The sequence below is a fragment of the Rhodovibrio sodomensis genome, from assembly GCF_016583645.1.
Lineage (GTDB): Bacteria > Pseudomonadota > Alphaproteobacteria > Kiloniellales > Rhodovibrionaceae > Rhodovibrio > Rhodovibrio sodomensis.
In genome coordinates this window covers 93,308-117,962 of the sequence record NZ_NRRL01000003.1, presented here as the reverse complement: position 1 = coordinate 117,962, position 24,655 = coordinate 93,308, and the positions used below count along the sequence as shown (strand labels likewise).

Sequence of the window (24,655 nt, the reverse complement as noted above, 5' to 3'; positions counted from 1 at the left end):
CATGTGCCCTTACGACCACGGAACGCGCGATACGACGACCGACCCAGAAACGAATAACGTCTCCACCAGCGCCAGTATCGACAATGCCCCGGCCCGGATGGTCGTCGACACCGCGCGCAAGCTCGCCGACGGCAACGGTGTCTCGGCCGACGAGGTGACGGTGACCGCCGCCCGGTGCATGGATCACCGCGGCGTCATCACCCTGCGCGCGACCCCGACCTGGCGAACGGAAGCCAAGACCCTCAGCGGCAAGCAGAAGGTTGACGGTCAGGGCTTCGACACCGACGCGCAGCTCCAGCAGCTGATGACGCGCCAGACCGAAGAGGTCGCCAGCACCCCGGCCTACAGCGAGAAGGTGACCAAGCTGGTCGAAGGCGGCGATCCGCTCGAGGCCCTGCGCAAGGGCGAGCGGAAGCTCGACCTCGTCTCCAACGCCGGAATCGCCTATCGCTGGGAGCGTCACATCGCCTGTGGCGGCAGCGGCAAGGTCAACTGCTCCAATTGCGATGGGACGACCAAGAAGCGGTGCTTCGCCTGCGGGGGCTCCGGCACGCAGCCGGTGGTCCGTATGGGACAGAACAACATCTCCTACACCGAGTATGTCCGGTGTAGCGCCGGCTGCCTCAACGGCTTCTTCAACTGCTACGAATGCGACCCGTTCGGCAAGGTCCAGTGCGTCGGCTGCCTGGGTGAAGGCATCGTGACGATCGTCCAGCACCTGGTCGTGCAGACGAACCTCACCCTCTCGGCAACCCCCGAGGACGCCTCGCCGGACGCGTTCAAGAACTTCGTCCGGAACACCAAGGTCGGCGAGCTCCCTGATAAGGCCAACGTGAGCTATGTCGGCCGGCACCCCGACGGCACACGCGCCAACTTCCGCTACGACTTCACCGTCCCCTACGCGGAGGTCGACCTCAACGCGGGCGACATCCCCCGCTTCACCATGAAGGCGACCGGCATCCGCCCGGAGCTGATCGATCCGCCAACTTTCCTGGATGAGCTGACTTCCGAGACCTGCGCGCGCATCCGCGACGCCGAAACCGATGCCGCCGCGCTCACGGCGACCCAGGGATCCCGACTGACCCGGGAACTGCTCGGCGCTTGCGCCCAGCCTGGCAAGACCGATGTCGATAGGTTCGTCACCGAACGGCATAACTGCGTCTCGCACGGCGTGGTGAAGGCGGTCGCCGACCGGCTCGACACGGCCTACGACAGCCTCGGCGCCAAGCGGATGAAGCGCGCCTGGTCGGTCATGAACCCCCTGCTTCTGACGGCCGGGGGCGCACTCATGCTCACCGACTGGGCCCAGCTTATCTTCGATCAGCCTGGCTCGCAGATCGATGATTTCGGGGCCACGACGATGGCACTCGGCCTGGTGATCCTGCTGGTCCTCTGGCTGGTCGCGCACGGCCAGGTAGGTCGCATGGGTCACAAGGTAGTGCAGCGCGTGATCGGCGGTAGCGCGCATCGCGCTCCGCGCCAGCCCCGGCACCTCGCCGTCACCGCACCCCTCGCTATCTTCACGCTCGTTGGCGCCCTCGGCGCCACGCTCTATGCGGGCGAGCACGGGATCGAGCGCCCAGCCGACTACGGGCTGGAAGGGAGGCTTCAGTTCGCCCAGGACCGCATCCTCGACCTGAGCGATCCCCTCCGGCTGAAGAGCGTCACCCGGCCGAACATCGTCCGCTCCAACCGCGTTGCCGACATGCAGTGGCGGCTCGCCCGGATGGGCTTCTACGACGGGCGGATCGACGGTCTCGACGGTCCAAGCACCCAGGCGGCCCTCGACGCCTTCCACGATCGCTTCGGCTACCGCTTCGATTACCAGCCGGCCACGAGCCTGAAGCAGGCGCGGTACAGGGTCGCGCGGGTCTACCGCGACCTCTGACCCCTGACGTCGCATACACCCACGCACGAAAGCCCACGAAAGCGACGCGGCCCGGTCAGTCCTCTGGCCGGGCCGTTCGCTTCTCTGGGCGCACGATCCCAATTTCCGGGTCATAGACACTCGCATCGGAGCCCACCATGCCGAGCCTCCCTGCCCCCTCGTCTCGCAGATCAAGCAGCAGCTGCGTAACGACGCCGACCCTGCCCTGGTCGACCAGCTGGAGAACGCCGCCTTCACCCACGGCATGCAGACCGCCTCCCGGATCGCCGAGCTCGAGGTCGGTTCCGTGTTCACCGAGTCGGCCCCGCTCAAGTCACGCCTGGTGGCGATCCTGGCGCCGACCCGCTCGTTGCGGAAGATGGCCCGGACCACCCGCCAGCGCGTTGCCAGCGACATCCGGCGGTCGCTCAAGGAGCGCCAGACGTAGGCCTCGACCAGATGCCATCCGCTCACCGGATGATAAGCCCAAGCCGGCATCATCCCTCCCTGCGCCACCCTTTACCGCGAGCGAGCGAAGCCTGTGCCTCTCATCTGGAACGACTACGTCGACGCCTGGACCCATCACATCCAGGCCGCGGGCCTCGATGCCGCGAACCTGATCGCCACGCGCCAGGTCGTGGTAATCCCGAGGCGCCCGAGAGCGACCCGGACACCCGGCCCGAGGCTGGCCACGAGTGTGCCTGGTGGCCGCGCGAGCCGGCGGCTCAGTTCGACGTGCATGTCCGGCTGCAGAGCTACTACCTGCGCCACCCCGGCGCGTCGGGACCCTTGCTGAGCCAGAAGGCGACCTACCAGGCCGGCGGCGGGGGTCTGCTGCAGACCGGCCAGCAGCTGCACGCCAGCCGCGGCAATCCGGAACGTGCCTGCGCGGTCCTGCTCAACGCGAGCCTGCACACGACCCAGCGCGACAGCGGCACCGACCCCCGGCTGACCCCGCGCCTGTTCGCTGTGATCGACGCGCTCCGCGACCTGATCCCGGGCTACCTCGAGATCCCTTCCCACCATCACTTCACGACCCAGACGCTCCCGGATCCTGCGAGCAGCCCAACCGCACAGGTGATCCGCCTGGCGCATGCCGTCTCCGAGCAGCGGACACCCGGCGCGGCGCTCGATGAGCGCCTCCTGGCCGCCACCGTCCTGCGCCAGCAAATCGGCATCCTTCAGACGTTCGAGCCGGTGGCGATCTGCTTCGATGGCACCTTCGACCCCGCCGTGAAAGCCCACCTCGACGCTCAATTCGAGCGCCGCGAACGCAAGGCCGAGCCGCACCGCAAGCGCCGCGCGGCCGAGCGCGCGGAACGGCAGAGCCCGCCGCCATCTGGTCAACAGCCGCAGCTGCGCGACCTGACGAAGCGCGAGTTGACCCGCCTGGTCTGGAGCAAGCCTACGATGGAGGTCGCCCGGGACCTCGGCGTCTCCGATGTCGCGGTCAACAAAGCCTGCAGGCGCCTCGACGTGCTCAAGCCGCCGCGCGGCTTCTGGGCACGGGTCAACGCCGGCCACCTCCCGCACCCGGAAGGCACGCCCCAGCTGACCCGCTGAGACGCCACCACATCCCTGATCCGGGGTGCGCCAGAGCCCCGCACGAACACCCCGCAACATGGAATTAAGGACACCCATGCCCACGAACTGCCCTGACCTCGGGAGCCGTATCCAGCGGTTCGAGGACGAGACCCTGATCCCTGTCGGCCCGGTCGCCGAGACCGTCCTCGACCGCGCAACGAGCGAGCTCGCGGCGGCCCGGCCCAATAGTCACGCCCTGCCGTATCTGCGCAGCCAGGACAGCCGGGAGAAGCTGTTCCAGCAGCTCGTCGAGGCGGCGGTCGATACCTACCTGACCGACCGCGACTTCGCAAACCGGCTGCGCGCGGGCCAGGGCCGGCCGCACCTGATGGATTTCCTGGAGACGCAGCTCGCCTTTCTGCTTTCCAACCTGTGCGAGCGCGAGCAGGGCGCAACGGAAGCGATCCAATAGGCTGACGTCGCGGCGGTCCGGGCAGGGCGTATGCGCCCGGACGCGCGCGCAGCCTTGGGAGACCAGCATGCCTGAGAAGACGACGCCAGAGCCGTTTCCGATCGACCTGGCTGTGTGCAGCCTGAACCAGCTGCGCCGGCACGCGAAGCGCTTCGCGGCCACTCACGTGGTGAGCCTGATAGAGATGAGCGCGCGGGTGTACCGACCGAGCCGCGTGCGCCCCGACAACCACCTCAAGCTGACCTTCGATGACGTGGAGGACCCTCGGCACCCCTACGCGCCCGAACGCCGGCACATCGATAGCCTGCTCGCCTTCGGTCGAACCCTGCCCGAGGGCGCCCGGGTGATCGTGCACTGCCAGGCAGGACAGTGCCGCTCGACGGCCGGCGCGCTTGCGTTGCTCGCACAGGCCGGCGGCCTGGAACACGCCCAGCTCGCCATGGACCACATCACCGGTCACCGGCCGATCGTGATGCCGAACCTCCTGGTGGCGCGGCACGCCGACGACGCCCTCGCGGCCGAAGGGCGTCTGCTCGAGATCGCGCGCCGCACGGCTCAGGCACAGTTCACGCGGCTATTCGGCCGCCAACGCCCGTCTGACGACGCTCGCGGCTGAGACCGCGCCCGCCAACACAGCGCATCAGCCGACCCTCCGGTCGGCCGACCTCGCGCGCGTTGGCACCGAATTAACTTCGTCGACGACGAGATCCGAGCCCTGCCGAGCTAACCCCGCATCAAGGCCCCTTGCCACCGAAAGGTTCAGAATATGACTGTCACCCAATTGCTCAACGCGTCGGCGCCGCCATCGGTTCCGGCATGATCGCGGTCCTGACCGGGGCGATGCTGCTCGCCGCCGCCATCTCCCAACGCTGGCTCGACCGGCTGCCGGGCCCGCTTCAGATCGCCTTGGTCCTGGCGGCCTTTGTTCTACCCGCCAGCTTCACCGGCCGGAGCGCCTACGAGTTCGTCTACGCCCACAAGGCCGGCGGCATCGAGATCTCCACTGCTGAAGCCTGCGATCAAGCCGCCGAGCGCGTCGTCACCAGCCGCAGCGATGCCGCCGAGGTCCGTCGTGTGCTCCGCACTTGCGGCACCGAGACGGTGCTCGCCCACGCGATCGCGACAGAGAACGCGCGCATCGCCCGGATGGTGGCGCGCGCCGGGCGCCGGTGGTGATCCGCCTTGCCCCGGCTGTGCGACCCGATGGCCGAGCTGATGGCCGGACGCTGGCGGGATAAGAGCCCGATCCTGTTCGGCCTGCTCGCGCTCGCGTTCTCGGAGGCGGGCCTCGCGGTTTGCATGGTGCTGCTGACGGATCCCTTCGGGATCGTCCTCAGCATGACCGCCGCCGCCGTCGTGCCCGGCGTGCTCACGCTCGTCGTGTCGGTGTATCACGCCTCGGTCATGACGCGCGCCACGGACCCCGATGTCCGGGACGTCGCCTGGTTCTGCCGGGACTTCTACGCCGCCGGCGTCCATTTCGCGCTGCTGCTCTCCGCGGTGAGTGCCCTCACCTGAACCGCGCCCCGCCGCCAGGAAGATCCTGATACCCGACGCACCGAGTCCACTCCGCAAAACGCACCCGGCCAGGAGGCTGTATGTCCAAGACCTTCGTCCTCACCGAACGCCTGGGCGATCCTTACGAGTCCCTGCAGACCAGGCCCGTCTTCGTCTCGCAGGACCGGGATCTCGTCGAGCGCGTCGCAGCGCGCCGGAAGGCCGGTGTCGAGAAGATGCAGCGGGACTTCCCAACCCTCTTCCAGCCGATGATCCGTGCCCTCGAGATGGCACCGAGCCTGACGGCCCGGGTGGTCACGCCCTCTCACCTGGACCCGCGCGTAGATCCCGAAGCCCACCGTGCGGCAGACTCCTGGCTCGCCGAGCACGGCTACACCGACCCGCTGGCCCGCGAGGCCGCCCTGTCCGCCATCGTCGCCGGGATGTCCTATGGGCGAACCGGCGACACTGAGTATGGCGACATCTTCTCGGCCTGGGAGGTGGAGGAGGTCGCCACCGAGGCGGCATGACGCTGCGCGCGCTGTCCGACTTAGCGCCCAACGGCTTCGGCATGATGGAGATACCCAACGCCGGCCACTCCGCGCAGTTCCGGCTTTACCAGCGCCTGCCCGGGTTTCCGCCGGCGATGGCCGAACACCCGATGGCCGCCACCACCGTACCGACCCGCCTGCTTCGCACCTGGACGCTCGACGGCACCGGCTGGGGGCGCGTCGACAGCGGCCTGACAGCCGACTTCTGGACCGAAGCGGCCGGCCGCCTGAATATCCCCCGGAACCCTAGCCCCTCGAGCATCAACGGCAGCGACCCGGAGGCGCCAATGCTCCCGGTCGCCGACTGGCAAGACGCGCACGAGATCAGCCTCGCGCGGATCATGGAGATCGTGCTCGCCTACACAGACGGCGCGACACGCCCCCCTTTCGCCGACGTCCGCCGGCGCATCCGCGCCTGACGACCGAAAGCCGGCCCGGGCAACCGGGCCGGCTATTCTCGTGCCACCCCAGGATCCGGCGGCGCCTTTCGGTGCACGCCGCCAGATCCAAGGGCAACACGGGAGGTGAGGATGCAGACCAGCACACAGGTCGACCGGATACTTCGGGCAATCCTGCGCGAACAGATGCCCGGCACCGAGATCACCAACGTCACCGTCGAGACCCGCTACGATGACGACGGCGACAGCTACCTCGATATCCAGGTTGTCTACGCCTCCACAGGGCAGCGCCCGAAGCCGGCCGCGATCGCGCCCCTGCCCCGCCTGCTGCTCGGCCGGCTCAACCGTGCCGGCATCGGCGGCTTCCCGGTGATCTCCTTCGCGCACGAGACCTGCGTTCCAGCGTGATCCCGGGACAGAAGCGCTCTCGACCGTATTCGTGGTCGCTTTAACGCCAGCTTGAGCGTTCTCACCCCATCTTCATCGAAGAGCGATGCTGGCCGGCCGACGGGCCGGCGTCGCCGCCAAGCCCCGGGAGCCCGCGATGACCCCGCTCGTCAAGATGATCTTCGGCAGCCAGCTGTTCGGCACCGCAACGCCGGACAGCGACACCGATCACATGGGCGTTTTCGTCGCCAGCCCGCGCGAGATCCTGCTCGGCTCCGCGCCCGCTGTGGTCGACCAGAGCACCAACAAGGCCGGCGCCAACAGCGCGGGCGACGTCGACACCGTGTGGTACAGCCTGCCCAAGTTCCTGTCGATGGCCGGCCAGGGCCAGACCAACGCGCTCGATATGCTGTTCGCCCCACGGCGCTTCTACATCGGCGAGCCGCACCCGGTCTGGGAGGAGATCCTGGCCAACCGGGACCGGCTGATCACCCGCGACGTCGCGGGCTTCCTCGGGTACTGCCGGCGCCAGGCACACACCTACAGCGTCAAAGGCCCCAGGCTGCACGCCGCGCGGGCCGCGCGCGACCTGTTCGGCCAGGCGGTCGAGCGCCACGGCCCGGCCGCCCGGGTCGAGGTGATCGGCGATCTGATCGAGCAGCTGGTCGAACGGTACGAGTTCCTCGAGATCACCGACATCACCAACGACCACGGCGTCACCGTCCGGCACCTCGGCGTCTGCGGCCGGCAGGTCCAGTACACCCTCAAGCTCTCCACGGCGCATGAGATGGCCCGCAAGCTGGTCGCCGATTACGGCCGGCGCGCCCGGCGCGCCGAACAGAGCGGGGGCGCCGACTGGAAGGCGCTGATGCACGCCGTCCGGGTAGCCGACGAGGGCATCGAGTTGCTCACCGAGGGCCGCATCACTCTGCCCCGGCCGAACGCCGACGAACTGCGGGCGATCCGCCGCGGCGAACTGACCTACGAGACGGTCGGCGCCTTGATCCAGGCGCGACTGGACGAGGTGGAGGCGCTGATGGCGCGCAGCGACCTGCGGCTGCGCAGCGAGCCGGACCGGCAGTTTATCGAGGACCTGATCGAGCGAGTCCATCGCGAGGCGATCCTCGCCGACGCCCAGACCTCGGCCGCCGACGAATCCCCGACGACCACGCTCGCGTCCTGACCGCACGGGTCATGGCCGGGCCGCCTACCGAAGAAGGAGTGCGCATCATGTCGGTCACCGTCCTTCCCTGCCGCGTCGAGCTTCAGACCGTCGGCGTCTCGCTGAACCGCCGGCCGGAGTTCGAGCGCACGCACAAGCCGCGGCTCTGGCAGCGCAACAACGCGGACCAGCTCAAGCTGATCGACTGGCTGACCGGCCACGCACCCGACTGGCAGGACACCGCCCGGATCACCGGCTACGGCGCGGAGGACGTGCGCCTTCCGGGTCAGGCTCCGATCCGTCGCACCGTCTTCTACGTCACCCACTGGCTGATCTTCCAGGCCGCCCAGCACGCGCGAGAGTTCCGCGAGTGGCAACGCAACCAGGAGATCCGGGTGGCTCAGCGATCCCACCTGCTGGCATCCGCGGAGACCTATTGCGAGGACTGCGGCGGTACGATCACGCGCCAGCACCGCACCGAGGCCTCCCGGGTCGGCCCGGTCGAGATCGCCTACACCGCTGCCTTCCCCCGGTGCGCGGCGTGCGACGGCGACGCGGGCGTCCTGATCTCTGCGGACGACCAGGACGTCTGGCGCGAGGTGGCGATCAAGCGGCTCGTCCGGGCCGCACTCGACCTGCCCGGAGGCCTGTCCGACATGTCAGCGGCCGCAGACCGCCCGGCACTGATCCATATCGCCTGCACCCCGCGCACGAGCGACGCGGAGATCCTGGGCCAGCTGGACACCCTGCGGCTGCCGTTCCTGGGGCCACGCTGACCGCCTCACACGGCCAGCGAGACCGCAGCGCATCCATCTCCGAGTTGCATCCATCTCTAAATCGGGCCCGCACACCGGCCCGGAGATCAACGCGCCGGCAGCCGGGGGCGCCGCCCGACGGGGGCGACGGCGCCCCGGCGCCAGCGCGTGTCAGCTTCAAGGAAAGGCTGTCGAAGATGATCGAGACCCTGAGCCTCCCCGCCCTCACCGCGCTCCGGGCGGCGACCGAGGACCTGCGCGAGCTGATGGCGCTTCGGATCGACGACGACTACATCGGTCAGCCGGTCGAAGTCCGGGCCAGCTACGACGTCGCGCGCAACAGCGTCACCATCACGGCCTATGCGCCGGACGGTTTCGGTTGCCGCTACACGCTCGGCCGCAGCGAAGCGATCGACCTGCGCCTGAGTACGGCGACCAGCTCGCTCGCGATCGCGTTCGCCGAAGTCGCCTGCGATGCGGAACTCGTGGTCCGCGCCTTCGGCGCCGTGATCGCCCTCCCCCAGGGCTTCGCCCTGGTCGACCAGCACCGGGTTCCCGACCTAATGCCGGTCGGCGAGTACACCCGCGTGCTTCGCGAAGGCCTGCAGATGCTGGGCATGGGGATGGAGGACGGCGACAGCTTCCTGCTGCGCGCCCGGTCCGATCTCCCGCTCAGCCAGCTCGAATCCGACCAGCGCGCGATGGCGGGCGAGATCCTGGGCGAAGCTGCCGTCCGGATGCTGCGCATGACCTGCTTCGCCCCCAAGACCTACCTGGTGCGCGCGGCCGACACCCTGGCGCTCGTAGAGCAGTTCGACAGCGGCCGGACCGATGTGCGGCTGATGACCCGCCTGCAGCTCGACCCGGTCGCCGCGATCGCCACCATCCATCAGCTGGCGGACGCCGTCTGATCGACGCGATTCACGCCGGGAGGCTCTTTTGGGATAACCAAAATGCCGCCGTTCGCTGACCTCATCACGGGCACCGCGTCCGAGACCCTTCGACGCGAAGCCCTGGCACAAGCCGAGTGCGACCGTCACCGCGACCCGGATGTGCGCGCCACCGACACGCCCGTCGACACCATGGCCGCCCGCACCACGAACGCCTACGCAGCCTTGCGCGATCGCCTCGAGGCTTCCTGCGGCCCTCGAAGTGGCGCCGGTGAGGACGCCGTGAAGGCATCGGTCCTCCTCGCCGCGCGCATGCTCGCCGAGACCAGCGATGCCGACAGGATCGAGCGCCTTGTAAGCACCGTCCAGTTGTTCGCGACCGAGCTCCACAAGCTGCCCGCCGACCAGCGCGACGCGGCGTTTCGCCGCCTCGCCGGACAGTGGCTCGGCCTCGTCTGACCCGGCCCCTAAAGGGAGATGCACCTCATGTCCCAGACCGACCTGATCGCCCTGATGGGTCTGAACGACATCCCCCCGCAGCGCTACGCCGAAGTGGCGTACGAGATCGAGCAGGACAACGCCGCCTTCGCTGACAGGGAGACGGACGGCGACTTCGAGGGCGCACAGATCGCGGTCGACAACCTGATCTCGGCGCTGCGCGAGACGCACGACGGTCGTCAGGTCGCCCACGCCCTGGTGCTCGCGGCCGCCGGCCTGATGGCCGAGCGCGGCACCGGCGACGACGCCCAGCTCGCCTCGGCCCTGCTCACGCAGTTCGTGCTCGCCATGTCCGAGGCCCCGGCCCACCTGCGGCCGACGCTGGCCCAGGAGCTGATCGGTTACTGGCGTGAGGTCGTCTCGTCACGCTGACGCCGGCGAAGGAGTTCACCCCATGACCGTCCCCGCCCTGCTCCGCCGTCTGGCGCACGCAAACCAGATCAACGCGCGCTACAGCCGACGCAACGCCCGCCTGGTCTTCGGCCAGGCCGCGATCGAAGAAGCGCTCGCGCACGGGCTCGCACGCAAGACCGGGCGGTTTCCGGCGTTCCTGGAAATCACGCCCGCAGGCGCCCTTCGCCTCGACACGCTCAACCAGCTCGCCTGTCTGACCGACCTCGCGGACAGCACGCCCCGGCGCTGAGCCCCCGAGCACTCGACCCGGCCAAGGGGGTCCTCACCCTGATCCAGGAGAACGCCTGAGATGTCGTACCGTGATCGTATGAACCAGTACCCGGCCGAGTGCCTGGGCGAAGACCCGCGCGACCGCCGCTGGTCCGCCTCCGCCTACACCTCCCGCCACACCTCCGGATACGACTGGCTCGATCCCGCCGCACCCAATCGCACGCGCACCGAGGCGCCCTACGCCTTCACCCCGCACTTCCTGTGGCGCAGCAAGCCCCGGGAGAAGCTCAGCAACGGCATGTACGACGACCGCATGCGCCAATGGGACGAGGCCGCCTGGCGGCGCGCCTGTGGCCGGGTGAGCACGCCGATCCGCCAGATGCGCCAGCGGGACGCGAGCGTCTTCCTGAGCGCGTACCTGGACCGCCCAGTGACCGCGACCGCGATCGCCGAGGGCTGCAACGTCTCGAACGGCTACCCCTACCTGATCTTTTTCTTCGACGAAGACGCTTCCTGAGCGGCCCGATCGGGCCCGACCAACGCCGCCGCGACGCCCTTCGCACCTCCCCACTCTCGCGCCAGACAAGGACACGCCCATGCAGCTCGTCACCGACGAGATCCGCGAGCAACTGCTCGCCAACGGCCGCAACCGCGACCAGGACCACACGCCTGTCGTCAAGTTCTTCAGCCCCGTCGGTGCCGCCACCTGGCTGATCACCGAGATGGACCCCGAGATGCCGGATCTGCTGTTCGGCCTGGCCGACCTCGGGTTCGGCTGCCCGGAACTCGGCGACGTTTCGCTCCGTGAACTGGAGAGTATCACCTTCCTGGGCGGCGCGCTCGGGATCGAGCGGGACCTGCACTGGACGGGCGAGCACCCGATCTCCGTCTATGCCGCGATCTCGGCGAAGCACGGCCGCCTGGTCGACCGACCCGATCCCGAGGAGGTGAAGGCGGTCATGGCGCAACGGCAAGCGGCCGGCTGAGCCAACGCCTTCCGATCCCCGGAGCCGGAAGCCGCCCGTCCTGGGCCTTCCGGCTCCAGCCTTCTGGAAAGAACGCCATGTCCGCGACCGTCACCACGCTCTACGAGCCGTTCACACCGGCCGGCTTCGACCTCGCCACCCTGCAGCTCTACGCCCAGGATATCTCCGAGCGCGCGAACCTGCCCGCCCCGGTCGACGGTTCGCGCCTGCTGCGTGCCCTCGGCGGACAGGAGCAGCGCGTTTTCGCGCCGATGACCGCGCACCCCGATGTCCGTGTCGAGGGGCTGGACAGCTTCACCGTCCGCATCCCGGACCACCACACCGGTCCGCGCGTGACGTTCGGCCGGCTGTATGGCCTCTCTCACTACCTGCTGCATTACGCTTGGCCGCGCGACCCGCGCTTCCGGCCCCAGAGCTGGGAAGACCCGGAGAAGCGGATGACCTGGGAAGCCTGCACCCTGGCGTTCGAGCTGCTGTGCCCGCTGCACCTGCTCCGCCAGGAGATCGCTGCGGCAAGATGGATCGACTATCGCCACCTGACGCGCGTCTTCGACATCTCGGAGGCGCATCTTCGAGGACGGATCGACGCCCTCACCCGCGTCGACGACACCGGCACTCCGTCGCACTGACGCGGCGCGCCCATCGCATCCGGAGGTCCGCAGCCGATGACCCTGACCGCCTGCCTGCCCTCGCACTGCATCGGCGTCGAACGGACCTCCGCCGACCTCCCGGCCCAAGAGCTGCTGTACCGCTACAGCCTCGGGCTCGCGCCGTTTCCGGCCGGCCGCCAGGGCTTCACCTGGTGCTTCTTCGACCCGCCGGCCGGCGCGTTCGTCGGCGACTTCCGGGTGCCACGGCGCCTGCGTAAGACGGTCCGGCGCCAGCCCTACCGCGTCACCGCCAATACCGCCTTCGAGGACACTGTCGCGCACTGCGCCGGCGCCGAGCGGCACGGCGGCTGGATCACCGACGGCATCATCGAGGCTGCTCTGCGCCTGCACAACGCCGGTCACGCGCACTCGATCGAGGTCTGGCAGGGGCGGGACCTGGTCGGCGGCCTCTACGGCGTCGCGGTCGGACAGGTCTTCGTCGGCGAGTCCATGTTCACACTCGCGGACAACGCGGGCGCGATCGCTGCCACGCACCTGCTGTCCCGCCTCTACCACGGCGGCTACAGCCTGCTGGATACGCAGGTCGTCAGCCTGCACATGCAGCGCTTCGGCATGCGCGCGCACGACAAGGCCGACTTCATGCCACGCCGCTGGGCGGCCGTCAGCGCGCCGGCTGGCGATTTCGGGCCGGACGGCGACGACGAACACGGCCCCGTGTCGGCCTTCCTCAACACGATCACGCACCCGTCCTCGGGCGCAGGAGCCTCACATGCGCAAATCTAAACCCACACCACCGCGCGGATGCCTGATCTGCACCAACGGCCTGATCCTGAAAAAGCTCGCGATCGGCTCTTCGCGCAAAATCTTCGACTGGTGTCCGAGCTGCCATCCCGATCGCGTCGGCCAGATGGCTGCGGCGATCCGGCGGGTCGAGGCGCGCCGACAGGCCGAAACGGGCTCTGCGCTCCCAGATCCCCAGACACCGGCCCGGTAAGCGAAACCGAGAGCGCGCGTTCGGTCGTCAAGGTGGTGGATTCGGTGATGCGCGACGGAAGCGCTCCGGACGAGGCCCTCGACCCCGGAGCTTTCCGGCCCGCAGCCAGCAGGAGCAGGCGGTTATGTGCGAGGCGTCCCGGCTACCCACTCCCGACTGGAAGACCCGGTTCGACGCGCTCGCGCGCCGCCACGGCCTTCCGGATCACGATCATGTCCGGCAGTCGCTTGCGATCCACGCCACGCCGGAGACCTGGCTCGAAGCCCTGCGCGACGCCGCCGCGATCCCGCAACCCAGCCCCGATCAGCCCAAGGCATGACCGCGCGGCTGCAGCCGCCCCACCCCGCTTCCACGTCCCCCGATCCGACCCTTTCATCAAGACAAGGGAGGTGCTCATGCACCGCTTCGCCACCCTCATGCTCACCGCCGGCCGGCTCGGCGTGAGCGATCCCTGCCATGCCAGCGAGGGCCTCGACACCGTTCTCGACGCCGAGCCCGGCGCCTGGGATGCGCTGGTCACGATCGAGAAGCGCGGCGGCTGGTGGGGCCAGCGCGTCAGCAGCCTGGTTCTGATCAAGGTCGGCGAGGACACGACGCTGCCGATCGAGCAGTACGTCGACAGCCTGCCGGTCGATGCCGGCCTGATGATGTTCTGCGACGCCGACCGGCTGCCGCAGCTGGGTCCGGATGCCTACGACGAGGTCATCTGCTGCCACGACAACCTTAACCGCGATCGCTTCCAGATCGACGACCGTGGCGTGGTCTCCGACACCGGCCTCGGTGATGGGATCTACAAGCTACGGGTCCGCCGCAACCAGGAAGGCAAGATCGTCGCGGCCAAGGTGAGCTTCCTCGACGACGAGGAGGACTCGGAAGAGGACATGGAGGAGATCGCGGCCTGAGGGCACCGGCGACCTCCAGAAGCTCCTGGGCCGGGGCGCTGGGGACAGCGCCCCGGCTTACATTTGTCCGGGCCGGACGACCCCTCCGGCCGGTCGGCTTTGCCGGCCGGAGACGCCACCGGCGCGCTGAGTTGGACCCCTTTGAGGAGGCGGACGCGATGATCATGAACGTCATTCGGAATGACTCGACGGGCACCGAGATGGAGATCCGGGATCACCTCCACGGCGACGCCCTCGCCTACACCGTCCGCGCCGACGCCCAGACGGACGCGCGTTGCCCGATCGAACTGATCGAGCACGACCAGAAGGGCGAGGTCGACCGTGTGTACCTGTCCCGCAAGGCCGCGCTGGCCGTCGCCGCCGCGCTCGGCCGCGGCATGCAGAGCCCGGTACTGATCGACAACTTCAAGCCCCAGGACCTGCAACTCGAACTGGTCGAGGCGAACACCCTGGTTGCGATCCATGACCTGGGCGACCAGGCGCACGTCGACCTCTACAACGACACCGACGAGCTGCGTGGTGTCGCCACCGCCCTCAAGCTGGCCGCCAGCGCCGTCAATCTCCCGGTGAAAGCAGCGTCCTGATCGGCGCGGACCCTCTTTACCATCGACACCCAGGGCCGCAGCACGCGGCCCTGGGTTTTCTTTTCGCCCCAGCTCGGCCGCGCGGCGCCCTTGGGGCGCACGCCGCGCGGCCAAGCAGCGGCGCACACGCATGCTCGTCATTCAGGCCGAGGAGGCTTCGCCATGCATGTCCTGTTCACCCCGCGATTCCCGCTCGATGTCGTCGCCAAACCGCGGTCCGACATCCCGGAGTATGCCTACTGCGCCTACCAGGCGGCCAAGGGGCGCTACATGCAGCATGTCCCGCTCGCCGCGTATCACAACCAGGCGGACATCGAGGACTGGCACGAGAACATCGCCTGGCTGCTGGCCGCCCACGACGCCGGTCTGGATGTCCATATCCTGGACCGCATCACGCCGCTGCCCGAGCGCGCCCAGGACATCAAGCCGCTCATCAGTCTGTCACGCCCCTTCGATCCGAACCGCCCCTTCGCCCTGTTCGGTCCGCAGCCCCTGCGTGCCCGCCTGACCACCAGCGCGATCGACGGCCAGTCGTGGCCAAGCCCGGCCGGCGCTGCCGCGGCGAACCGCTATGCGAGCAACCCGGCCTTCCAGCGTCACGCCGGTCGGCAGGTCCAGCTCTGCGACGTCGAAGGTACCGGCCTCAACGGGAAGGTCGTCCATTCCGGCCAGCCCAGCGAGATCACCCACGCCCTCGAGAACTGGGCCGCGGCGGGACCGGTCGACGCGCTGATCAAGAACGTCTTCCAGCCAAAGTACGGCCCGCTCTATCCGGTCGAGCTTCCGGCGGGCGCCCACCCGGTCGCCTGCAAACAGGCGGTGTACGACGCGCTCTCCTACGACCTGCTCGACCTCGAGGGGCGCACCCAGGCCCTGCTGCTGCAGGGCCGCATCGAGATGCGCGACGAGTACCGGATCTTCGTGATCGGCGGCCGGGTCGTCACCGGAGCCGGCTGCATCGAACGCCACACCCCCTGGGACCGCATCCCCGGTGAGACCTTCGACCCGCAGATGGAGAACCTGCGCGGGTCCGGTGGGATCCGGGTCGACCGGGCACGAGCCAAGCTGTACCGGCAGTTCGCCGAGCGGATCGTGCCCGAACTGATGGCGGAAGATCCGGAGTTGCGCGACTTCTCACTCGACCTCGCGGTCAACGCCGACGGCGCGCCGCTGATCATCGAGCTGAACCCGGTCGCCACGTCCGGTCTTTATGCCTGCCGGATCGAAAAGCTGGTCGGCGCGATCCGCGACCAGCACGCCTACAACCGGATCGCCGCCGCCTGAGATTGCCGGCCGTGACGGCGCTCCTCGTCCCGCGCCGTCACGGCCGCCCCCGAAATATCAGTTCACCCAAGAGACCCAGGGAGCCGTCGCCATGCCCACCGTCACGATCACCCTTCTCGTCGCCGTCATCCTGGTCGCTTCCGCCATCGCGAATGGCGTGGTACTCGGCTGGTTCTAGCCGGCCGCGCCGGCCACGATACAGGTCTGCAAACCCATGAACAGGACGTCAGGCCGCTACCTCACCAGCAGCCGTTATCCAACCGAGACACGAAACGTCTGGGAAATCGAGTGGAAATCCCGCCACGACGGCTATGCGGCCATCAGCATCGACGCGGAGACGAGTCGCTTTCTCGGCATCCAGCTGTGGGGCAACGGACAGCTCGCCCAGTCGCAGCTCAACCCGGACGCCGCTCAAGAACTGATCGATACCCTGCAGGCCGCGCTGAGACTGTATCGGGGCGAGAAGCAGGAGACTGATCAGATAGACGTCGACTCCCAGGGTAAACCGACAGACCCCAGCTAGCCCTCCCCGATCCCGCACACGCCGGGTTCGAACAGGAAGACTTCACGGCCCCGGTCCGAGGCGAAGCGATAACGCGCCTCGATCGCGACCGCGTCCCGCAAGAGCGACCGCCAGGCCTCATAGGCCTTCTTGTCGCCCTCACACAGCCGGCGGCGCAGCGCCCGTCCCTGCATCTGGGATCAGTCGTCGACCAGCGTCCGGCCAGGACCTGGATCGATCTTGTAGAAGTAGATCAGCCGGTTCTGCCCGGATTCCACGTGCCTGAGCATGCTGATCCGATCCAGCTGCTTGGGTAGGTCGAGGCGCTCGCGCACGCCCTCCGCCGCGACTTCCAGCTTCTCCTGCCGGTCCGGTTCATAGAGATACCGCTCGACGACCTCTCCCGCGGCCTCGCCAAACCCCTGTGCCAGGGCGAAGCCGACGAGACCGACGGCGAGACTCAGCACACCGCCGAGCACCCGCTTCAGTCGCCTCAAGGTGAGCCGTGTCCTCGCGTCCTTATCCGAGCGCCACCCACCGAAGGCGCCTAACACCCCGCGCTCTCCGCAGACCAGCCCGCGTGGCCAGGGCGCCGGCGCGTAGTGACGCCGCACCCCGATATTTGCCGGAGTTCCAGTATGCTCAGCATCCCGCAATGGATCCTGGCCGCCTGTGTGGCGTGCCTCACCTGCCTGTTTTCGATCCCGCTGCTCGCCGAGGGCCGCGACCCCGTCTGCGCCATAGACGACTTCGACTGTCGCGCCTTCACCGACCAGTTGCCCGGGTTCATGACCCCGATCGACCCGACGCCGGGCGGCCCGACCGCGCCCTACCAGATTGGCGACACGGTCCTGCAGCTCGACCCGTTCGGCCTGGAGCGCCAGCGCCGGTGCCTGGCGGCGGCCGTGTTCGGCGAGGCGCGCGGCGAGGTCGAGGCTGGCATGGAAGCAGTCGTCTGGGTGATCAAGAACCGGATCTCCGACCCCGATTACCCGGCCACGCCCTGCGCGGTCATCGGACAGCGCGCCCAGTTCGAGTTCCTCACGCAGGACCCGCGCTTCAGCGGTCTTCGGAAGGCAATCGAGAGCGGCTCCTTGCCGCCGCGCGTCGTGCCGCGCAACCGTATCGAGGCCTCGTCCCTGTTCATCGCCCGGGCCCTGGCCTTTCAGGCGATGGCCGGAAATCTCAGCAAGGATCCCACAGCTGGCGCCACCCACTTTCTCGCGCCGGAGATCATGAACCAGCGCGGCGGGCTGCCGGACTGGGCACAGATCTACCCGACGACCATGGAGATCGGCGCTCATCGTTTCTACCGCCGTCCCTGACCGGATCGCCCTCACCTGGCGCGCATCGCTCGGGGCCGGCAAGCCGGGCATCGATCCTTAGTCTAACGTGGCGTCGCCACGCCCCACTCACCCAGATACCCGTAGTCCAACAGGAGCACTGTCATGTTGCAGGTCGAGGTTCACTTTTCGCATCACCCCAATGATGGGATCTGCGCCTGGTGCGTCGTTCCGGCCGGCACCGGGGATCGCATCACGCCCAACCATGACGAGACCATGAACGACGAGGACCTGATCGAAGCCAGCAAGGCCGCCGGCATGCCGAACTGCGAGGACACCCAGTTCCACGCCATCTTCAATTGGTGCGTGGAGAACCAGGCCCAGATCACCGACGTGATCGACTATGCGTCGTTCTGATCGCCAGACACGCGCTGACAGGGTTGATGGAGCAGGGAAACCGGCTCCGCTGCCTCACGCGACCCCGAACCAGGATACCCAGGGGATAAGCGCGAGCCCAAGGGGCCAAACCGCGACCGTCCCCACGATCCAGACCAGCCAATTGTCCCCGCCGAACAGCAAGCCGATCGGGACCGAGACCGCAAGGACGCCAGCGACCCCGCAACCGAACAAAACGAGCGCCTGAAGGATCGACTGATCCACGGCGTATGCGATCAGAAACGCCCCGGCGAACAGCAGCGCCACAAAACCGGTCAGGTCGACGAACGTCCCGATCGCCTGGTTGGCGCCCTTCATCCCCATGCTTCGCGCCCGTATCCAGCGCTGGTTCTCGAACCGCGCCGCCCCGAAGGCGATGAACATGATCGCCAGCGTCGTCGGTGGCAGGTACTCCATCGCGATTTCCCCGTACGCTCGATTGGACCGGAGAGCTTCCCCCGCGCGCTTCGCGCCATGCTCGTCTATCGGACCCGGGCCACACCGGTCAATGCGAGCCGCCGCCGAACGTTTGCGCGTTCCGACGGAAGCGCTTCAGACGACCCCATCTTCAATTTAGCGAAAATGCCCGGCGGTGCGGGGCGGTTCCTGTAAGGCGATCCATCCCAACGCGGGGGCGCGCGGTCTTTTGACCGCCCCCGCGAGGGATCGGCTCAGAACGAAAAAAGTGAATGAAGGAGGCGGCGATGCTGCTCTCTACCCTGACGCGCGCGAGCGCGCTGGCGCTGCTCTGCGCGCTGGCCATTCCGGCTAGCACCGCGCACGCCGATGCGATCCGCGACCTTCCCCCATCGACGCTCGAGCAGGAACTCCGCTGCATGGCCCTCAACATCTACCATGAGGCACGCGGGGAAGGGTACGCCGGCATGTTCGCTGTGGCCCAGGTCGTCGTGAACCGGATGACCGATGATCGCTGGCCGGATACCGCCTGCGCCGTGATCAAGCAGGGCGGCGAGATCCGTCGCCACCGCTGCCAGTTCTCTTGGTACTGCGACGGCCGCAGCGACAACCCGACCGACGCCGACGCTTGGCGCGACGCCAAAACGATCGCCCGGACGGTCTACAACGGCCTTGCTCCGGACATTACCAAGGGCGCGCTCTGGTATCACGCGAGCCACGTCTCCCCCTCCTGGAGCACCCGCCTGGCGCGCGGTCCCGTCATCGGCGACCACATCTTCTACACCGACCCACGTCCGCAGCTGGCACGCCGCCAGCCGTAACCAGGAGTCCTCGCATGACCCGCATGTCCATCCAGGCGCTCGCCGAGGAGATTCTCACGCCTTCGCACCCGCGACACGACTTCGACTTCTCGCTGGCCGCGAACAAGATCGAGCACGTCGTCGCGGCGACCACGGCGCGGTTCATACTCCGGGGGTTGCCCGCAATCAGGCGCATCATCGACGCCTGGGACCTGCTGCCGATCGAGGCGATGTCCCGCGGGACCTTCGGAGCGAAGGGCGACGATCAGCCGATGGTGGTGGCGCAGAGCGATGATGGCTACCTGCTGTCGATAACGCAGTTCGTTAGCGCCGAGGTCGAGCAGTTCGACGCCTTCATGATCCTGCTCGAGGGTCAAACGCCGATCCCAGGCGGCAAGTTCGGCCTGCACGACATCGCCCGGCTGGGGCTGCGCCAGATCGTGCTGACCGACCCCGATCTGATCGACGATCGCGGTGATCTGGATTACGCCAGCGCGGTCCACGAGATGATGTTTCGGGGCGCGGACGAGCTGTTCAGGCTCTACGACAACCCCGAACTCACCTTCTTGCTCGATCTCTCCGAGACGCCAGACCGGATCGCGGCCTTGCCGCCCTCCCTGCGCGGCACCCAGGATGTGACCAGCTTCGCGGTCAGTCATGCCATCCAGGACCTCCGCCACGCCGAGGTAACGCCGACCCTGCTGCGCCAGCTGGGGCTGTTCCTTGCGTATGCCCCCGATGCTCTCGAGCGCGCCACCTCCACGACCACGCACGCCTGAAGGACCGACCGAGCGATGACCCAGATCACCTGCCGCCTTCTGGTGAACCGATACAGCCTGCGCAACAGCCACTCGGGCAAACCGGCCGTGCTGTCGATCGACGGGATCGCCGAGGACTACGGTCTCTGCCACGGGCCGTTCGGCACACCGAGCGAGATCGTCGTCTTCGGCAAGCAGGCCTACCTGCTGCGCGACGAGATCCAGACCGCCATCGAGGCGACCGGCGTCGAGCCGATCCAGCGCGGCGAACACGAGGACTGGCACGCCGCCGGCATCGTCATCGAGGCGACCGGTACGGCGAAGGAGAAGGATGGTCGGGGCATCACCCCGCACGTCTGGCTGCACGCCAAGACCGCCCGGATCGTCCCGAAGCCGGGGGCCGAGGTGCCGGACGAGCTCACCCAGTTCCGCACCTTCGTCATACGCGCCATCGAGATCGGCAAGCAGCTCTCAGACGGACTTTGCAAGTCCTCCGACGGCGACCTCCAGGTGGGCTATACCTGGCCGCCGGTCTGCCACGAGGATCAGCGCCCGAAAGCCTACGTGAGCCTGTACGCCTACGTCTTCGGCCCGCACCGCCAGTACGCCTGGTACGGGAACTCGATCGACGAGGTCGTTCGGATGGCCCGGAGCCAGATCATCGACTGGCTGACCGAGGACGGCTGCACGAACGCCCGCGCCGCGCTGGTCGACGGCGACCATCCCGTTCTAACCGACCCCGATGAGGAGGCCGAGGTGAGCGAGGCCGGTGCCGCGGCGTGAGCCGTTTGGTTCGGCCCGACACCACTTCCATCCTGCACCCCCACACCTTCGCCGGAGCTTCCGATGTCGCGCATCGTCGCTAGCTACATGTCCGACCAGCACCATGAGCACCGGACCCACTACCTAGAGCCTTCGGCCTATCGGAAGGATGGCGCGCAGCTCGCGATCCTCGCCGGTGACATCGACAAGCCGGAGGAAGCGATCCCCTACTGCGACGAGATCGGCCTGCCGGCCATCTATGTCATGGGCAACCATGAGCACTACGGCCGCGATTACCACCAGAACCGGGAAATGGCCCGCGCGCTCGCCGAGCAGACGGAAAACGTCCACCTGCTCGACCCTGGCGTGGTCCATCTCGAGATCGACGGGCAGCCCGTGCGGGTGATCGGCGCCACCCTCTGGACCGACTACTGCCTGAAGGGCAAAGCTGTACAGGACTTCGCAATGCAGGCCGCGCAGATGAGCATGAACGATCACCGATTGATCCGCTGCGGCGACGACCGGTTCACGCCAGGCGACGCGCACGCCGCCCATCGCGCAGAGCTTGCCTTCATCCGGGACGAACTGGCGAAGCCCTTCGACGGCCCGACAATCGTGGTCACGCACCACGCGCCCTCGATCCGCTGCCAGGACGCGAAGTACGCGACTTCCAGCGTGGCGCCGGCGTTCTGCTCCGATCTCGAGGACTTCGTCGCGGAGTCGGGCGCGGACCTGTGGGTCTGCGGCCACACCCACGGCGACTGCGACTTCATGCTCGGCAACACCCGGGTGGTCTCCAACCAGCACGGCTATCTGAACGAAAAGCGAGTCGCGATGAAGACCGTCGAGATCCCGGTGACGCGATGAAGCTCCCGCCGATCCACACGCCGACGGACCTGATCGCGCCCGACAACTTCAAGCCGCCAAAGCGCTACCAGGACCGCTACCTGCAGGGGATCTTCGAAGCCGGGCTACGCACGCCGCCGGTCAAGGAACGCAAAGGCGTCCATCGCCGGGACACCTCGAGCGGCTGGTATGAGGCGTTCTGGAACGGCTACGACGGTATCGACGTGCCGGCGGCCATGGGCGGCCCCGGCACGGTGCGCCGCGCGATCTTCATGGCCGGCCGCGAGCACCGGCGGCTGGAGCAATCAGGGCGCCTTCCGTCCCTTGCCGATCTCGCGTCCTGAGGCCCTTCGCACAGGAGATGCCCATGCCGTCCCTTTACGCGTCCAAGACGAACGAAGAGGTCCGGCCGACGGAGCCTCCCAGCGCGCATATCGCCGCGGCCGGCCTCGCCGCCTGCCTCGCCAGGGAACTGGCTCCCGCCGACCTTCCCGAAGATGCCGTCCTGGGCGCTCCCGTATCCTGCGATCGCCACGCCGCCTACACGGTCATGGCGGATCCGGACCTGACCGCCCCGCGCAACCGACAGGAACGCCGGCGGCTGCGCAAGACCGGCCAAGCGCGGCGAGCCTGAGCGAGCGAGCGCTGGCTGGTCGGGATCTTCCCGATCGGGAACAAACGTCCGGAACGCGCGCTCATCGCCACCCATTCTTCCCGCTCGGGAACCGTCAGGGAGCGACCGACATGGCACGCGCCAGCCGATATCGCGGTCTGGAGATCGAGCGCACGGGGGGATGGCTTCGCCCGCGTGACCGCACCCACCTATGCGTGGCTGCGGATCGGCCACTTCGTCGACGCGGCCGATCGCTCCGGCCCGGCCATCGACGCCGACACGAACCCGGGCCGAAGGCTGCAGACGATACTCCTGCACCACAGCGAGATCACCGAGGTGCGCAAGCTGACACGCCACCTGCCGCAGGATCGCCGCTTCCGCCGCTAAAGCAGGCTCGTCACCTCATGCGTTAGCGCGGTAATAACACTTCCGAGTATCCTATACGCTGCCACTCACGACCAGCTCCCGATCAGCCAACAAGGACCTCACGTCGACATGGACGCTCATATCCGGATCTTTCAGCTCTTCCTCGCCGCCGCGGGTATTGTCGGCGTGATGTGGATCGCCAAGAACGGCTACACCGACAGCGTAGTAGCTGGTCTCCTTGGTTTCACGGCGCTCGTTTTGATCGTGAGGATTTACCGCGCGATCAAGTCCCGGTTCAGCTGACCCGACCGAGTACGGCTCCCGGACCGCGCGTGACACGACTGCCTCGCCTGACCAAAACGCAGCCTCTCCCCAGTAAGTCACAAGCAGCCCTGCGCCCGCCCGAAGGCGGCGCAGGGCTTTTTCGTGGGCTCCGGGTCGCCCGGGCGGCGCCCTTGCGGGTGCGCGCCGCCCGGCGCACCGGACCCCCGTCTTGGACTCAAGAGGAGCTGGCTCATGACCTACGCACAGCTGGACGCCCAGCACCAGGGCATCGCCCAGGAGCTTTTCGAACAGGCCGAGGGCCTGCTGGAGCAGTTGGTCGCGGGCCAGATCGTCGGCTTCCGCCTGGACGACCACCGGGGCAACCCCAGCGGCACGGCCTGCGGTCACCACCTGACCAGCTTCGGCACCCGGATCCGCTTCCAGGACGGCCTGGGCGCGAGCGGTATCTACCTCGACCCGACGCGCCCGGATCAGGTGACACGCACCCAGATCCAGCTGCAGCTTGAGCGCCGGATCGCGAGCCTGCTGGCGATCCGCCAGGACCACGATCGGGGCGCCAACAGCTGGCCAACCCTGGCAGCCTACACCCTGGCGGATGTCGGGTTCGCCGCCGCCAGCCAGGCGCCACACGCCGGCCTGCCGGCGTGATCTCCCGCTAACGCGGGCGACCGTATTCTCGTCCGCGGCGCGCCACCATCTCCAGCAGGCACGCAAAGTGATCGACAGCCGAGAGCGACAGGTCATGGAGCTGACCCTGGCGCTCCGGGGGATCGAGCAGCTGATCGCGCACCCCGAGCGGATGGCCGCGGATCTGGTCGGCGACCCGGACCGTCAGGCCAAACTGATGCTCCGCATTGGCGAACGCGCCCGCGCCGCCCTGGCGCGAACGACCGAGCCGACCAACCGGATCGCCGCCTGATGCCAACCCGAAAGACGGAGGATCCCATGCACCGGCCCTACAGGCGCGAGTCCAACCGGCTGGTCCTGCTCGCCGGCGCGGCCTTTCTGATCGGCATGCTGCTCGACAGCTTCGCGCTCGCCGCCACGACCGTGGCGCGGGATCTGCAGATGACGAGCTGGGACATGCTGATGGAAATCGGCCCGCTGCCGCTGCTGTCGATGATCGTCGTGACGGCCCTCGTCATCGGCGCCTGCATCCGTGCCCTCATCGATCGTCGCTGGCGAGCGTGCTGGCGAGTGCGCGATGTCGCCGTCTTCGGCGCACTGGTTCTGGTCGCCATGGCCTCGTCGACGGCCCCACTTTGGCTCGGCCTGACCTGACCCGCGAGCCGCACGGCGCCCCCATTTCCACACCTCCCGCACTTCACCACGGAGTACCCGATGACCAAAACCCTCACCGCCCTCACGGCGGCCGCCCTGCTGCTCACCGGCTGCGGCGCGTCCACGAGCGGGAACCTGACGATCGATCCGCAAGATATCCAGTACGTTCAGGATTCCCGCACCGGCCTCTGCTTCGCTTTCGTCGGCTCCGGGAAGAAGCTGGACCCGGACACCAGCGGCGTGGCGATGTCCAACGTCCCGTGCAGCGACAAGGTCATGGCCCTGATCGAGGGCTGACCCCCTACCCGTGCCCAGCCGCCC

Annotated in this window: 43 protein-coding genes; 40 read left to right on the top strand and 3 right to left on the bottom strand. The window is 68.1% G+C overall.

Annotated features, from left to right (window positions below):
- Window position 1 precedes the first annotated feature (1 nt).
- The 26 genes from CKO28_RS03235 to CKO28_RS03110 all read left to right on the top strand — a co-directional run bounded on the left by CKO28_RS03235 (window position 2) and on the right by CKO28_RS03110 (window position 16,509).
- On the top strand, window positions 2-1,888 hold the full coding sequence (locus CKO28_RS03235; protein ID WP_200339100.1) for a peptidoglycan-binding domain-containing protein: 1,887 nt from the start codon (window positions 2-4) through the stop codon (window positions 1,886-1,888).
- 244 nt (window positions 1,889-2,132) lie between these two features.
- The gene (locus tag CKO28_RS03230) at window positions 2,133-2,315 is read left to right on the top strand and encodes a hypothetical protein (RefSeq protein ID WP_200339099.1); all 183 of its coding nucleotides are present in this window, start codon (window positions 2,133-2,135) and stop codon (window positions 2,313-2,315) included.
- A gap of 287 nt (window positions 2,316-2,602) precedes the next feature.
- Complete coding sequence (locus CKO28_RS03225) at window positions 2,603-3,430, top strand: hypothetical protein (protein WP_200339098.1); 828 nt, start codon at window positions 2,603-2,605, stop codon at window positions 3,428-3,430.
- Window positions 3,431-3,506: 76 nt separating this feature from the next.
- Window positions 3,507-3,863: a hypothetical protein gene (locus CKO28_RS03220; RefSeq protein WP_200339097.1), complete on the top strand. Its 357-nt coding sequence runs from the start codon at window positions 3,507-3,509 to the stop codon at window positions 3,861-3,863.
- Between the two features lie 67 nt (window positions 3,864-3,930).
- Complete coding sequence (locus tag CKO28_RS03215) at window positions 3,931-4,479, top strand: dual specificity protein phosphatase family protein (RefSeq protein ID WP_200339096.1); 549 nt, start codon at window positions 3,931-3,933, stop codon at window positions 4,477-4,479.
- A 200-nt stretch (window positions 4,480-4,679) separates the two neighbouring features.
- Complete coding sequence (locus tag CKO28_RS03210) at window positions 4,680-5,039, top strand: hypothetical protein (protein ID WP_200339095.1); 360 nt, start codon at window positions 4,680-4,682, stop codon at window positions 5,037-5,039.
- A gap of 27 nt (window positions 5,040-5,066) precedes the next feature.
- Complete coding sequence (locus CKO28_RS03205) at window positions 5,067-5,381, top strand: hypothetical protein (RefSeq protein WP_200339094.1); 315 nt, start codon at window positions 5,067-5,069, stop codon at window positions 5,379-5,381.
- Window positions 5,382-5,461: 80 nt separating this feature from the next.
- Complete coding sequence (locus tag CKO28_RS03200; RefSeq protein WP_200339093.1) at window positions 5,462-5,890, top strand: hypothetical protein; 429 nt, start codon at window positions 5,462-5,464, stop codon at window positions 5,888-5,890.
- Entirely contained in the window at window positions 5,887-6,330 is a 444-nt protein-coding gene (locus tag CKO28_RS03195) for a hypothetical protein (protein WP_200339092.1), read from the top strand. Before CKO28_RS03200 ends, CKO28_RS03195 begins: the two co-directional genes overlap by 4 nt.
- 111 nt (window positions 6,331-6,441) lie before the next feature.
- Entirely contained in the window at window positions 6,442-6,717 is a 276-nt protein-coding gene (locus CKO28_RS03190) for a hypothetical protein (protein WP_200339091.1), read from the top strand.
- A gap of 136 nt (window positions 6,718-6,853) precedes the next feature.
- On the top strand, window positions 6,854-7,879 hold the full coding sequence (locus CKO28_RS03185) for a DNA polymerase beta superfamily protein (RefSeq protein ID WP_200339090.1): 1,026 nt from the start codon (window positions 6,854-6,856) through the stop codon (window positions 7,877-7,879).
- 47 nt (window positions 7,880-7,926) lie between these two features.
- Entirely contained in the window at window positions 7,927-8,634 is a 708-nt protein-coding gene (locus tag CKO28_RS03180) for a hypothetical protein (protein WP_200339089.1), read from the top strand.
- Window positions 8,635-8,810: 176 nt separating this feature from the next.
- Window positions 8,811-9,524, top strand: coding sequence for a hypothetical protein (locus CKO28_RS03175; protein WP_200339088.1), 714 nt, complete (start codon window positions 8,811-8,813; stop codon window positions 9,522-9,524).
- Window positions 9,525-9,566: 42 nt separating this feature from the next.
- Complete coding sequence (locus tag CKO28_RS03170; RefSeq protein ID WP_200339087.1) at window positions 9,567-9,962, top strand: hypothetical protein; 396 nt, start codon at window positions 9,567-9,569, stop codon at window positions 9,960-9,962.
- A 27-nt stretch (window positions 9,963-9,989) separates the two neighbouring features.
- Window positions 9,990-10,373, top strand: coding sequence for a hypothetical protein (locus CKO28_RS03165; protein ID WP_200339086.1), 384 nt, complete (start codon window positions 9,990-9,992; stop codon window positions 10,371-10,373).
- A gap of 22 nt (window positions 10,374-10,395) precedes the next feature.
- Window positions 10,396-10,644 (top strand): hypothetical protein, encoded by a 249-nt coding sequence (locus CKO28_RS03160; protein WP_200339085.1) that lies wholly within the window; start codon window positions 10,396-10,398, stop codon window positions 10,642-10,644.
- A 60-nt stretch (window positions 10,645-10,704) separates the two neighbouring features.
- Window positions 10,705-11,142 carry a hypothetical protein gene (locus CKO28_RS03155; protein WP_200339084.1) on the top strand — a complete coding sequence of 146 codons (438 nt, stop codon included), beginning with the start codon at window positions 10,705-10,707 and terminating at the stop codon, window positions 11,140-11,142.
- A 79-nt stretch (window positions 11,143-11,221) separates the two neighbouring features.
- Complete coding sequence (locus CKO28_RS03150; protein WP_200339083.1) at window positions 11,222-11,611, top strand: DUF2958 domain-containing protein; 390 nt, start codon at window positions 11,222-11,224, stop codon at window positions 11,609-11,611.
- Window positions 11,612-11,688: 77 nt separating this feature from the next.
- Window positions 11,689-12,240 carry a M78 family metallopeptidase domain-containing protein gene (locus CKO28_RS03145; protein ID WP_200339082.1) on the top strand — a complete coding sequence of 184 codons (552 nt, stop codon included), beginning with the start codon at window positions 11,689-11,691 and terminating at the stop codon, window positions 12,238-12,240.
- 36 nt (window positions 12,241-12,276) lie between these two features.
- Complete coding sequence (gene aat, locus CKO28_RS03140) at window positions 12,277-13,005, top strand: leucyl/phenylalanyl-tRNA--protein transferase (protein WP_200339081.1); 729 nt, start codon at window positions 12,277-12,279, stop codon at window positions 13,003-13,005.
- Window positions 12,992-13,216, top strand: coding sequence for a hypothetical protein (locus CKO28_RS03135; protein WP_200339080.1), 225 nt, complete (start codon window positions 12,992-12,994; stop codon window positions 13,214-13,216). The genes aat and CKO28_RS03135 overlap by 14 nt, the downstream gene beginning before the upstream one ends.
- Before the next feature lie 124 nt (window positions 13,217-13,340).
- Window positions 13,341-13,535, top strand: coding sequence for a hypothetical protein (locus tag CKO28_RS03130; protein WP_200339079.1), 195 nt, complete (start codon window positions 13,341-13,343; stop codon window positions 13,533-13,535).
- A gap of 76 nt (window positions 13,536-13,611) precedes the next feature.
- Entirely contained in the window at window positions 13,612-14,118 is a 507-nt protein-coding gene (locus CKO28_RS03125; RefSeq protein ID WP_200339078.1) for a hypothetical protein, read from the top strand.
- Window positions 14,119-14,276: 158 nt separating this feature from the next.
- Window positions 14,277-14,702, top strand: a complete 426-nt coding sequence (locus CKO28_RS03120; RefSeq protein ID WP_200339077.1) for a hypothetical protein — start codon at window positions 14,277-14,279, stop codon at window positions 14,700-14,702.
- A gap of 162 nt (window positions 14,703-14,864) precedes the next feature.
- Window positions 14,865-15,986, top strand: a complete 1,122-nt coding sequence (locus CKO28_RS03115) for an ATP-grasp domain-containing protein (protein WP_200339076.1) — start codon at window positions 14,865-14,867, stop codon at window positions 15,984-15,986.
- 214 nt (window positions 15,987-16,200) lie between these two features.
- Window positions 16,201-16,509, top strand: a complete 309-nt coding sequence (locus tag CKO28_RS03110; protein ID WP_200339075.1) for a hypothetical protein — start codon at window positions 16,201-16,203, stop codon at window positions 16,507-16,509.
- Here the strand turns inward: CKO28_RS03110 and CKO28_RS03105 are convergent.
- Together CKO28_RS03105 and CKO28_RS03100 are read right to left on the bottom strand one after the other, a co-directional pair.
- Complete coding sequence (locus CKO28_RS03105) at window positions 16,506-16,682, bottom strand: hypothetical protein (protein ID WP_200339074.1); 177 nt, start codon at window positions 16,680-16,682, stop codon at window positions 16,506-16,508. The two genes, CKO28_RS03110 and CKO28_RS03105, sit on opposite strands and share 4 nt — an antisense overlap.
- 6 nt (window positions 16,683-16,688) lie before the next feature.
- Window positions 16,689-16,985 (bottom strand): hypothetical protein, encoded by a 297-nt coding sequence (locus tag CKO28_RS03100; protein WP_200339073.1) that lies wholly within the window; start codon window positions 16,983-16,985, stop codon window positions 16,689-16,691.
- Between the two features lie 141 nt (window positions 16,986-17,126).
- On the opposite strand from CKO28_RS03100, the gene CKO28_RS03095 reads away from it, so the two are divergent.
- Together CKO28_RS03095 and CKO28_RS03090 are read left to right on the top strand one after the other, a co-directional pair.
- Complete coding sequence (locus tag CKO28_RS03095; protein ID WP_200339072.1) at window positions 17,127-17,813, top strand: cell wall hydrolase; 687 nt, start codon at window positions 17,127-17,129, stop codon at window positions 17,811-17,813.
- A gap of 123 nt (window positions 17,814-17,936) precedes the next feature.
- Entirely contained in the window at window positions 17,937-18,188 is a 252-nt protein-coding gene (locus CKO28_RS03090; RefSeq protein ID WP_200339071.1) for a hypothetical protein, read from the top strand.
- A 54-nt stretch (window positions 18,189-18,242) separates the two neighbouring features.
- Here the strand turns inward: CKO28_RS03090 and CKO28_RS03085 are convergent, their stop codons facing one another.
- On the bottom strand, window positions 18,243-18,623 hold the full coding sequence (locus CKO28_RS03085) for a hypothetical protein (protein ID WP_200339070.1): 381 nt from the start codon (window positions 18,621-18,623) through the stop codon (window positions 18,243-18,245).
- 272 nt (window positions 18,624-18,895) lie between these two features.
- Here CKO28_RS03085 and CKO28_RS03080 point away from each other — a divergent pair, with 272 nt between their 5' ends.
- The 12 genes from CKO28_RS03080 (at window position 18,896) to CKO28_RS03025 (ending at window position 24,631) form a co-directional block, all read left to right on the top strand.
- Window positions 18,896-19,444, top strand: coding sequence for a cell wall hydrolase (locus CKO28_RS03080; protein WP_200339069.1), 549 nt, complete (start codon window positions 18,896-18,898; stop codon window positions 19,442-19,444).
- 14 nt (window positions 19,445-19,458) lie between these two features.
- Window positions 19,459-20,202 carry a hypothetical protein gene (locus tag CKO28_RS03075; RefSeq protein ID WP_200339068.1) on the top strand — a complete coding sequence of 248 codons (744 nt, stop codon included), beginning with the start codon at window positions 19,459-19,461 and terminating at the stop codon, window positions 20,200-20,202.
- A gap of 15 nt (window positions 20,203-20,217) precedes the next feature.
- Window positions 20,218-20,964: a hypothetical protein gene (locus CKO28_RS03070; RefSeq protein ID WP_200339067.1), complete on the top strand. Its 747-nt coding sequence runs from the start codon at window positions 20,218-20,220 to the stop codon at window positions 20,962-20,964.
- Window positions 20,965-21,027: 63 nt separating this feature from the next.
- Window positions 21,028-21,810 (top strand): metallophosphoesterase, encoded by a 783-nt coding sequence (locus tag CKO28_RS03065; protein WP_200339066.1) that lies wholly within the window; start codon window positions 21,028-21,030, stop codon window positions 21,808-21,810.
- Window positions 21,807-22,133 carry a hypothetical protein gene (locus CKO28_RS03060; protein ID WP_200339065.1) on the top strand — a complete coding sequence of 109 codons (327 nt, stop codon included), beginning with the start codon at window positions 21,807-21,809 and terminating at the stop codon, window positions 22,131-22,133. The genes CKO28_RS03065 and CKO28_RS03060 overlap by 4 nt, the downstream gene beginning before the upstream one ends.
- 23 nt (window positions 22,134-22,156) lie before the next feature.
- A complete protein-coding gene (locus CKO28_RS03055; protein WP_200339064.1) occupies window positions 22,157-22,423 on the top strand; it encodes a hypothetical protein in 267 nt (88 codons plus the stop codon).
- A 174-nt stretch (window positions 22,424-22,597) separates the two neighbouring features.
- On the top strand, window positions 22,598-22,789 hold the full coding sequence (locus CKO28_RS03050) for a hypothetical protein (protein ID WP_200339063.1): 192 nt from the start codon (window positions 22,598-22,600) through the stop codon (window positions 22,787-22,789).
- A 108-nt stretch (window positions 22,790-22,897) separates the two neighbouring features.
- Window positions 22,898-23,071, top strand: a complete 174-nt coding sequence (locus tag CKO28_RS03045) for a hypothetical protein (RefSeq protein WP_200339062.1) — start codon at window positions 22,898-22,900, stop codon at window positions 23,069-23,071.
- Window positions 23,072-23,284: 213 nt separating this feature from the next.
- A complete protein-coding gene (locus CKO28_RS03040; protein WP_200339061.1) occupies window positions 23,285-23,701 on the top strand; it encodes a hypothetical protein in 417 nt (138 codons plus the stop codon).
- A gap of 67 nt (window positions 23,702-23,768) precedes the next feature.
- Window positions 23,769-23,972 (top strand): hypothetical protein, encoded by a 204-nt coding sequence (locus tag CKO28_RS03035; RefSeq protein ID WP_200339060.1) that lies wholly within the window; start codon window positions 23,769-23,771, stop codon window positions 23,970-23,972.
- A gap of 26 nt (window positions 23,973-23,998) precedes the next feature.
- Entirely contained in the window at window positions 23,999-24,334 is a 336-nt protein-coding gene (locus tag CKO28_RS03030; RefSeq protein WP_200339059.1) for a sterol desaturase family protein, read from the top strand.
- 60 nt (window positions 24,335-24,394) lie between these two features.
- Window positions 24,395-24,631, top strand: a complete 237-nt coding sequence (locus CKO28_RS03025) for a hypothetical protein (RefSeq protein WP_200339058.1) — start codon at window positions 24,395-24,397, stop codon at window positions 24,629-24,631.
- Window positions 24,632-24,655: the final 24 nt, after the last annotated feature.

Bases quoted from the DNA above. Each gene is read 5' to 3' on its own strand.
- CKO28_RS03235 (WP_200339100.1), top strand. From the start codon at position 2: ATGTGCCCTTACGACCACGGAACGCGCGATACGACGACCGACCCAGAA.
- CKO28_RS03230 (WP_200339099.1), top strand. From the start codon at position 2,133: ATGCAGACCGCCTCCCGGATCGCCGAGCTCGAGGTCGGTTCCGTGTTC.
- CKO28_RS03220 (WP_200339097.1), top strand. From the start codon at position 3,507: ATGCCCACGAACTGCCCTGACCTCGGGAGCCGTATCCAGCGGTTCGAG.
- CKO28_RS03215 (WP_200339096.1), top strand. From the start codon at position 3,931: ATGCCTGAGAAGACGACGCCAGAGCCGTTTCCGATCGACCTGGCTGTG.
- CKO28_RS03210 (WP_200339095.1), top strand. From the start codon at position 4,680: ATGATCGCGGTCCTGACCGGGGCGATGCTGCTCGCCGCCGCCATCTCC.
- CKO28_RS03205 (WP_200339094.1), top strand. From the start codon at position 5,067: ATGGCCGAGCTGATGGCCGGACGCTGGCGGGATAAGAGCCCGATCCTG.
- CKO28_RS03200 (WP_200339093.1), top strand. From the start codon at position 5,462: ATGTCCAAGACCTTCGTCCTCACCGAACGCCTGGGCGATCCTTACGAG.
- CKO28_RS03195 (WP_200339092.1), top strand. From the start codon at position 5,887: ATGACGCTGCGCGCGCTGTCCGACTTAGCGCCCAACGGCTTCGGCATG.
- CKO28_RS03190 (WP_200339091.1), top strand. From the start codon at position 6,442: ATGCAGACCAGCACACAGGTCGACCGGATACTTCGGGCAATCCTGCGC.
- CKO28_RS03185 (WP_200339090.1), top strand. From the start codon at position 6,854: ATGACCCCGCTCGTCAAGATGATCTTCGGCAGCCAGCTGTTCGGCACC.
- CKO28_RS03180 (WP_200339089.1), top strand. From the start codon at position 7,927: ATGTCGGTCACCGTCCTTCCCTGCCGCGTCGAGCTTCAGACCGTCGGC.
- CKO28_RS03175 (WP_200339088.1), top strand. From the start codon at position 8,811: ATGATCGAGACCCTGAGCCTCCCCGCCCTCACCGCGCTCCGGGCGGCG.
- CKO28_RS03170 (WP_200339087.1), top strand. From the start codon at position 9,567: ATGCCGCCGTTCGCTGACCTCATCACGGGCACCGCGTCCGAGACCCTT.
- CKO28_RS03165 (WP_200339086.1), top strand. From the start codon at position 9,990: ATGTCCCAGACCGACCTGATCGCCCTGATGGGTCTGAACGACATCCCC.
- CKO28_RS03160 (WP_200339085.1), top strand. From the start codon at position 10,396: ATGACCGTCCCCGCCCTGCTCCGCCGTCTGGCGCACGCAAACCAGATC.
- CKO28_RS03155 (WP_200339084.1), top strand. From the start codon at position 10,705: ATGTCGTACCGTGATCGTATGAACCAGTACCCGGCCGAGTGCCTGGGC.
- CKO28_RS03150 (WP_200339083.1), top strand. From the start codon at position 11,222: ATGCAGCTCGTCACCGACGAGATCCGCGAGCAACTGCTCGCCAACGGC.
- CKO28_RS03145 (WP_200339082.1), top strand. From the start codon at position 11,689: ATGTCCGCGACCGTCACCACGCTCTACGAGCCGTTCACACCGGCCGGC.
- aat (WP_200339081.1), top strand. From the start codon at position 12,277: ATGACCCTGACCGCCTGCCTGCCCTCGCACTGCATCGGCGTCGAACGG.
- CKO28_RS03135 (WP_200339080.1), top strand. From the start codon at position 12,992: ATGCGCAAATCTAAACCCACACCACCGCGCGGATGCCTGATCTGCACC.
- CKO28_RS03130 (WP_200339079.1), top strand. From the start codon at position 13,341: ATGTGCGAGGCGTCCCGGCTACCCACTCCCGACTGGAAGACCCGGTTC.
- CKO28_RS03125 (WP_200339078.1), top strand. From the start codon at position 13,612: ATGCACCGCTTCGCCACCCTCATGCTCACCGCCGGCCGGCTCGGCGTG.
- CKO28_RS03120 (WP_200339077.1), top strand. From the start codon at position 14,277: ATGATCATGAACGTCATTCGGAATGACTCGACGGGCACCGAGATGGAG.
- CKO28_RS03115 (WP_200339076.1), top strand. From the start codon at position 14,865: ATGCATGTCCTGTTCACCCCGCGATTCCCGCTCGATGTCGTCGCCAAA.
- CKO28_RS03110 (WP_200339075.1), top strand. From the start codon at position 16,201: ATGAACAGGACGTCAGGCCGCTACCTCACCAGCAGCCGTTATCCAACC.
- CKO28_RS03105 (WP_200339074.1), bottom strand. From the start codon at position 16,682: ATGCAGGGACGGGCGCTGCGCCGCCGGCTGTGTGAGGGCGACAAGAAG.
- CKO28_RS03095 (WP_200339072.1), top strand. From the start codon at position 17,127: ATGCTCAGCATCCCGCAATGGATCCTGGCCGCCTGTGTGGCGTGCCTC.
- CKO28_RS03090 (WP_200339071.1), top strand. From the start codon at position 17,937: ATGTTGCAGGTCGAGGTTCACTTTTCGCATCACCCCAATGATGGGATC.
- CKO28_RS03085 (WP_200339070.1), bottom strand. From the start codon at position 18,623: ATGGAGTACCTGCCACCGACGACGCTGGCGATCATGTTCATCGCCTTC.
- CKO28_RS03080 (WP_200339069.1), top strand. From the start codon at position 18,896: ATGAAGGAGGCGGCGATGCTGCTCTCTACCCTGACGCGCGCGAGCGCG.
- CKO28_RS03075 (WP_200339068.1), top strand. From the start codon at position 19,459: ATGACCCGCATGTCCATCCAGGCGCTCGCCGAGGAGATTCTCACGCCT.
- CKO28_RS03070 (WP_200339067.1), top strand. From the start codon at position 20,218: ATGACCCAGATCACCTGCCGCCTTCTGGTGAACCGATACAGCCTGCGC.
- CKO28_RS03065 (WP_200339066.1), top strand. From the start codon at position 21,028: ATGTCGCGCATCGTCGCTAGCTACATGTCCGACCAGCACCATGAGCAC.
- CKO28_RS03060 (WP_200339065.1), top strand. From the start codon at position 21,807: ATGAAGCTCCCGCCGATCCACACGCCGACGGACCTGATCGCGCCCGAC.
- CKO28_RS03055 (WP_200339064.1), top strand. From the start codon at position 22,157: ATGCCGTCCCTTTACGCGTCCAAGACGAACGAAGAGGTCCGGCCGACG.
- CKO28_RS03045 (WP_200339062.1), top strand. From the start codon at position 22,898: ATGGACGCTCATATCCGGATCTTTCAGCTCTTCCTCGCCGCCGCGGGT.
- CKO28_RS03040 (WP_200339061.1), top strand. From the start codon at position 23,285: ATGACCTACGCACAGCTGGACGCCCAGCACCAGGGCATCGCCCAGGAG.
- CKO28_RS03030 (WP_200339059.1), top strand. From the start codon at position 23,999: ATGCACCGGCCCTACAGGCGCGAGTCCAACCGGCTGGTCCTGCTCGCC.
- CKO28_RS03025 (WP_200339058.1), top strand. From the start codon at position 24,395: ATGACCAAAACCCTCACCGCCCTCACGGCGGCCGCCCTGCTGCTCACC.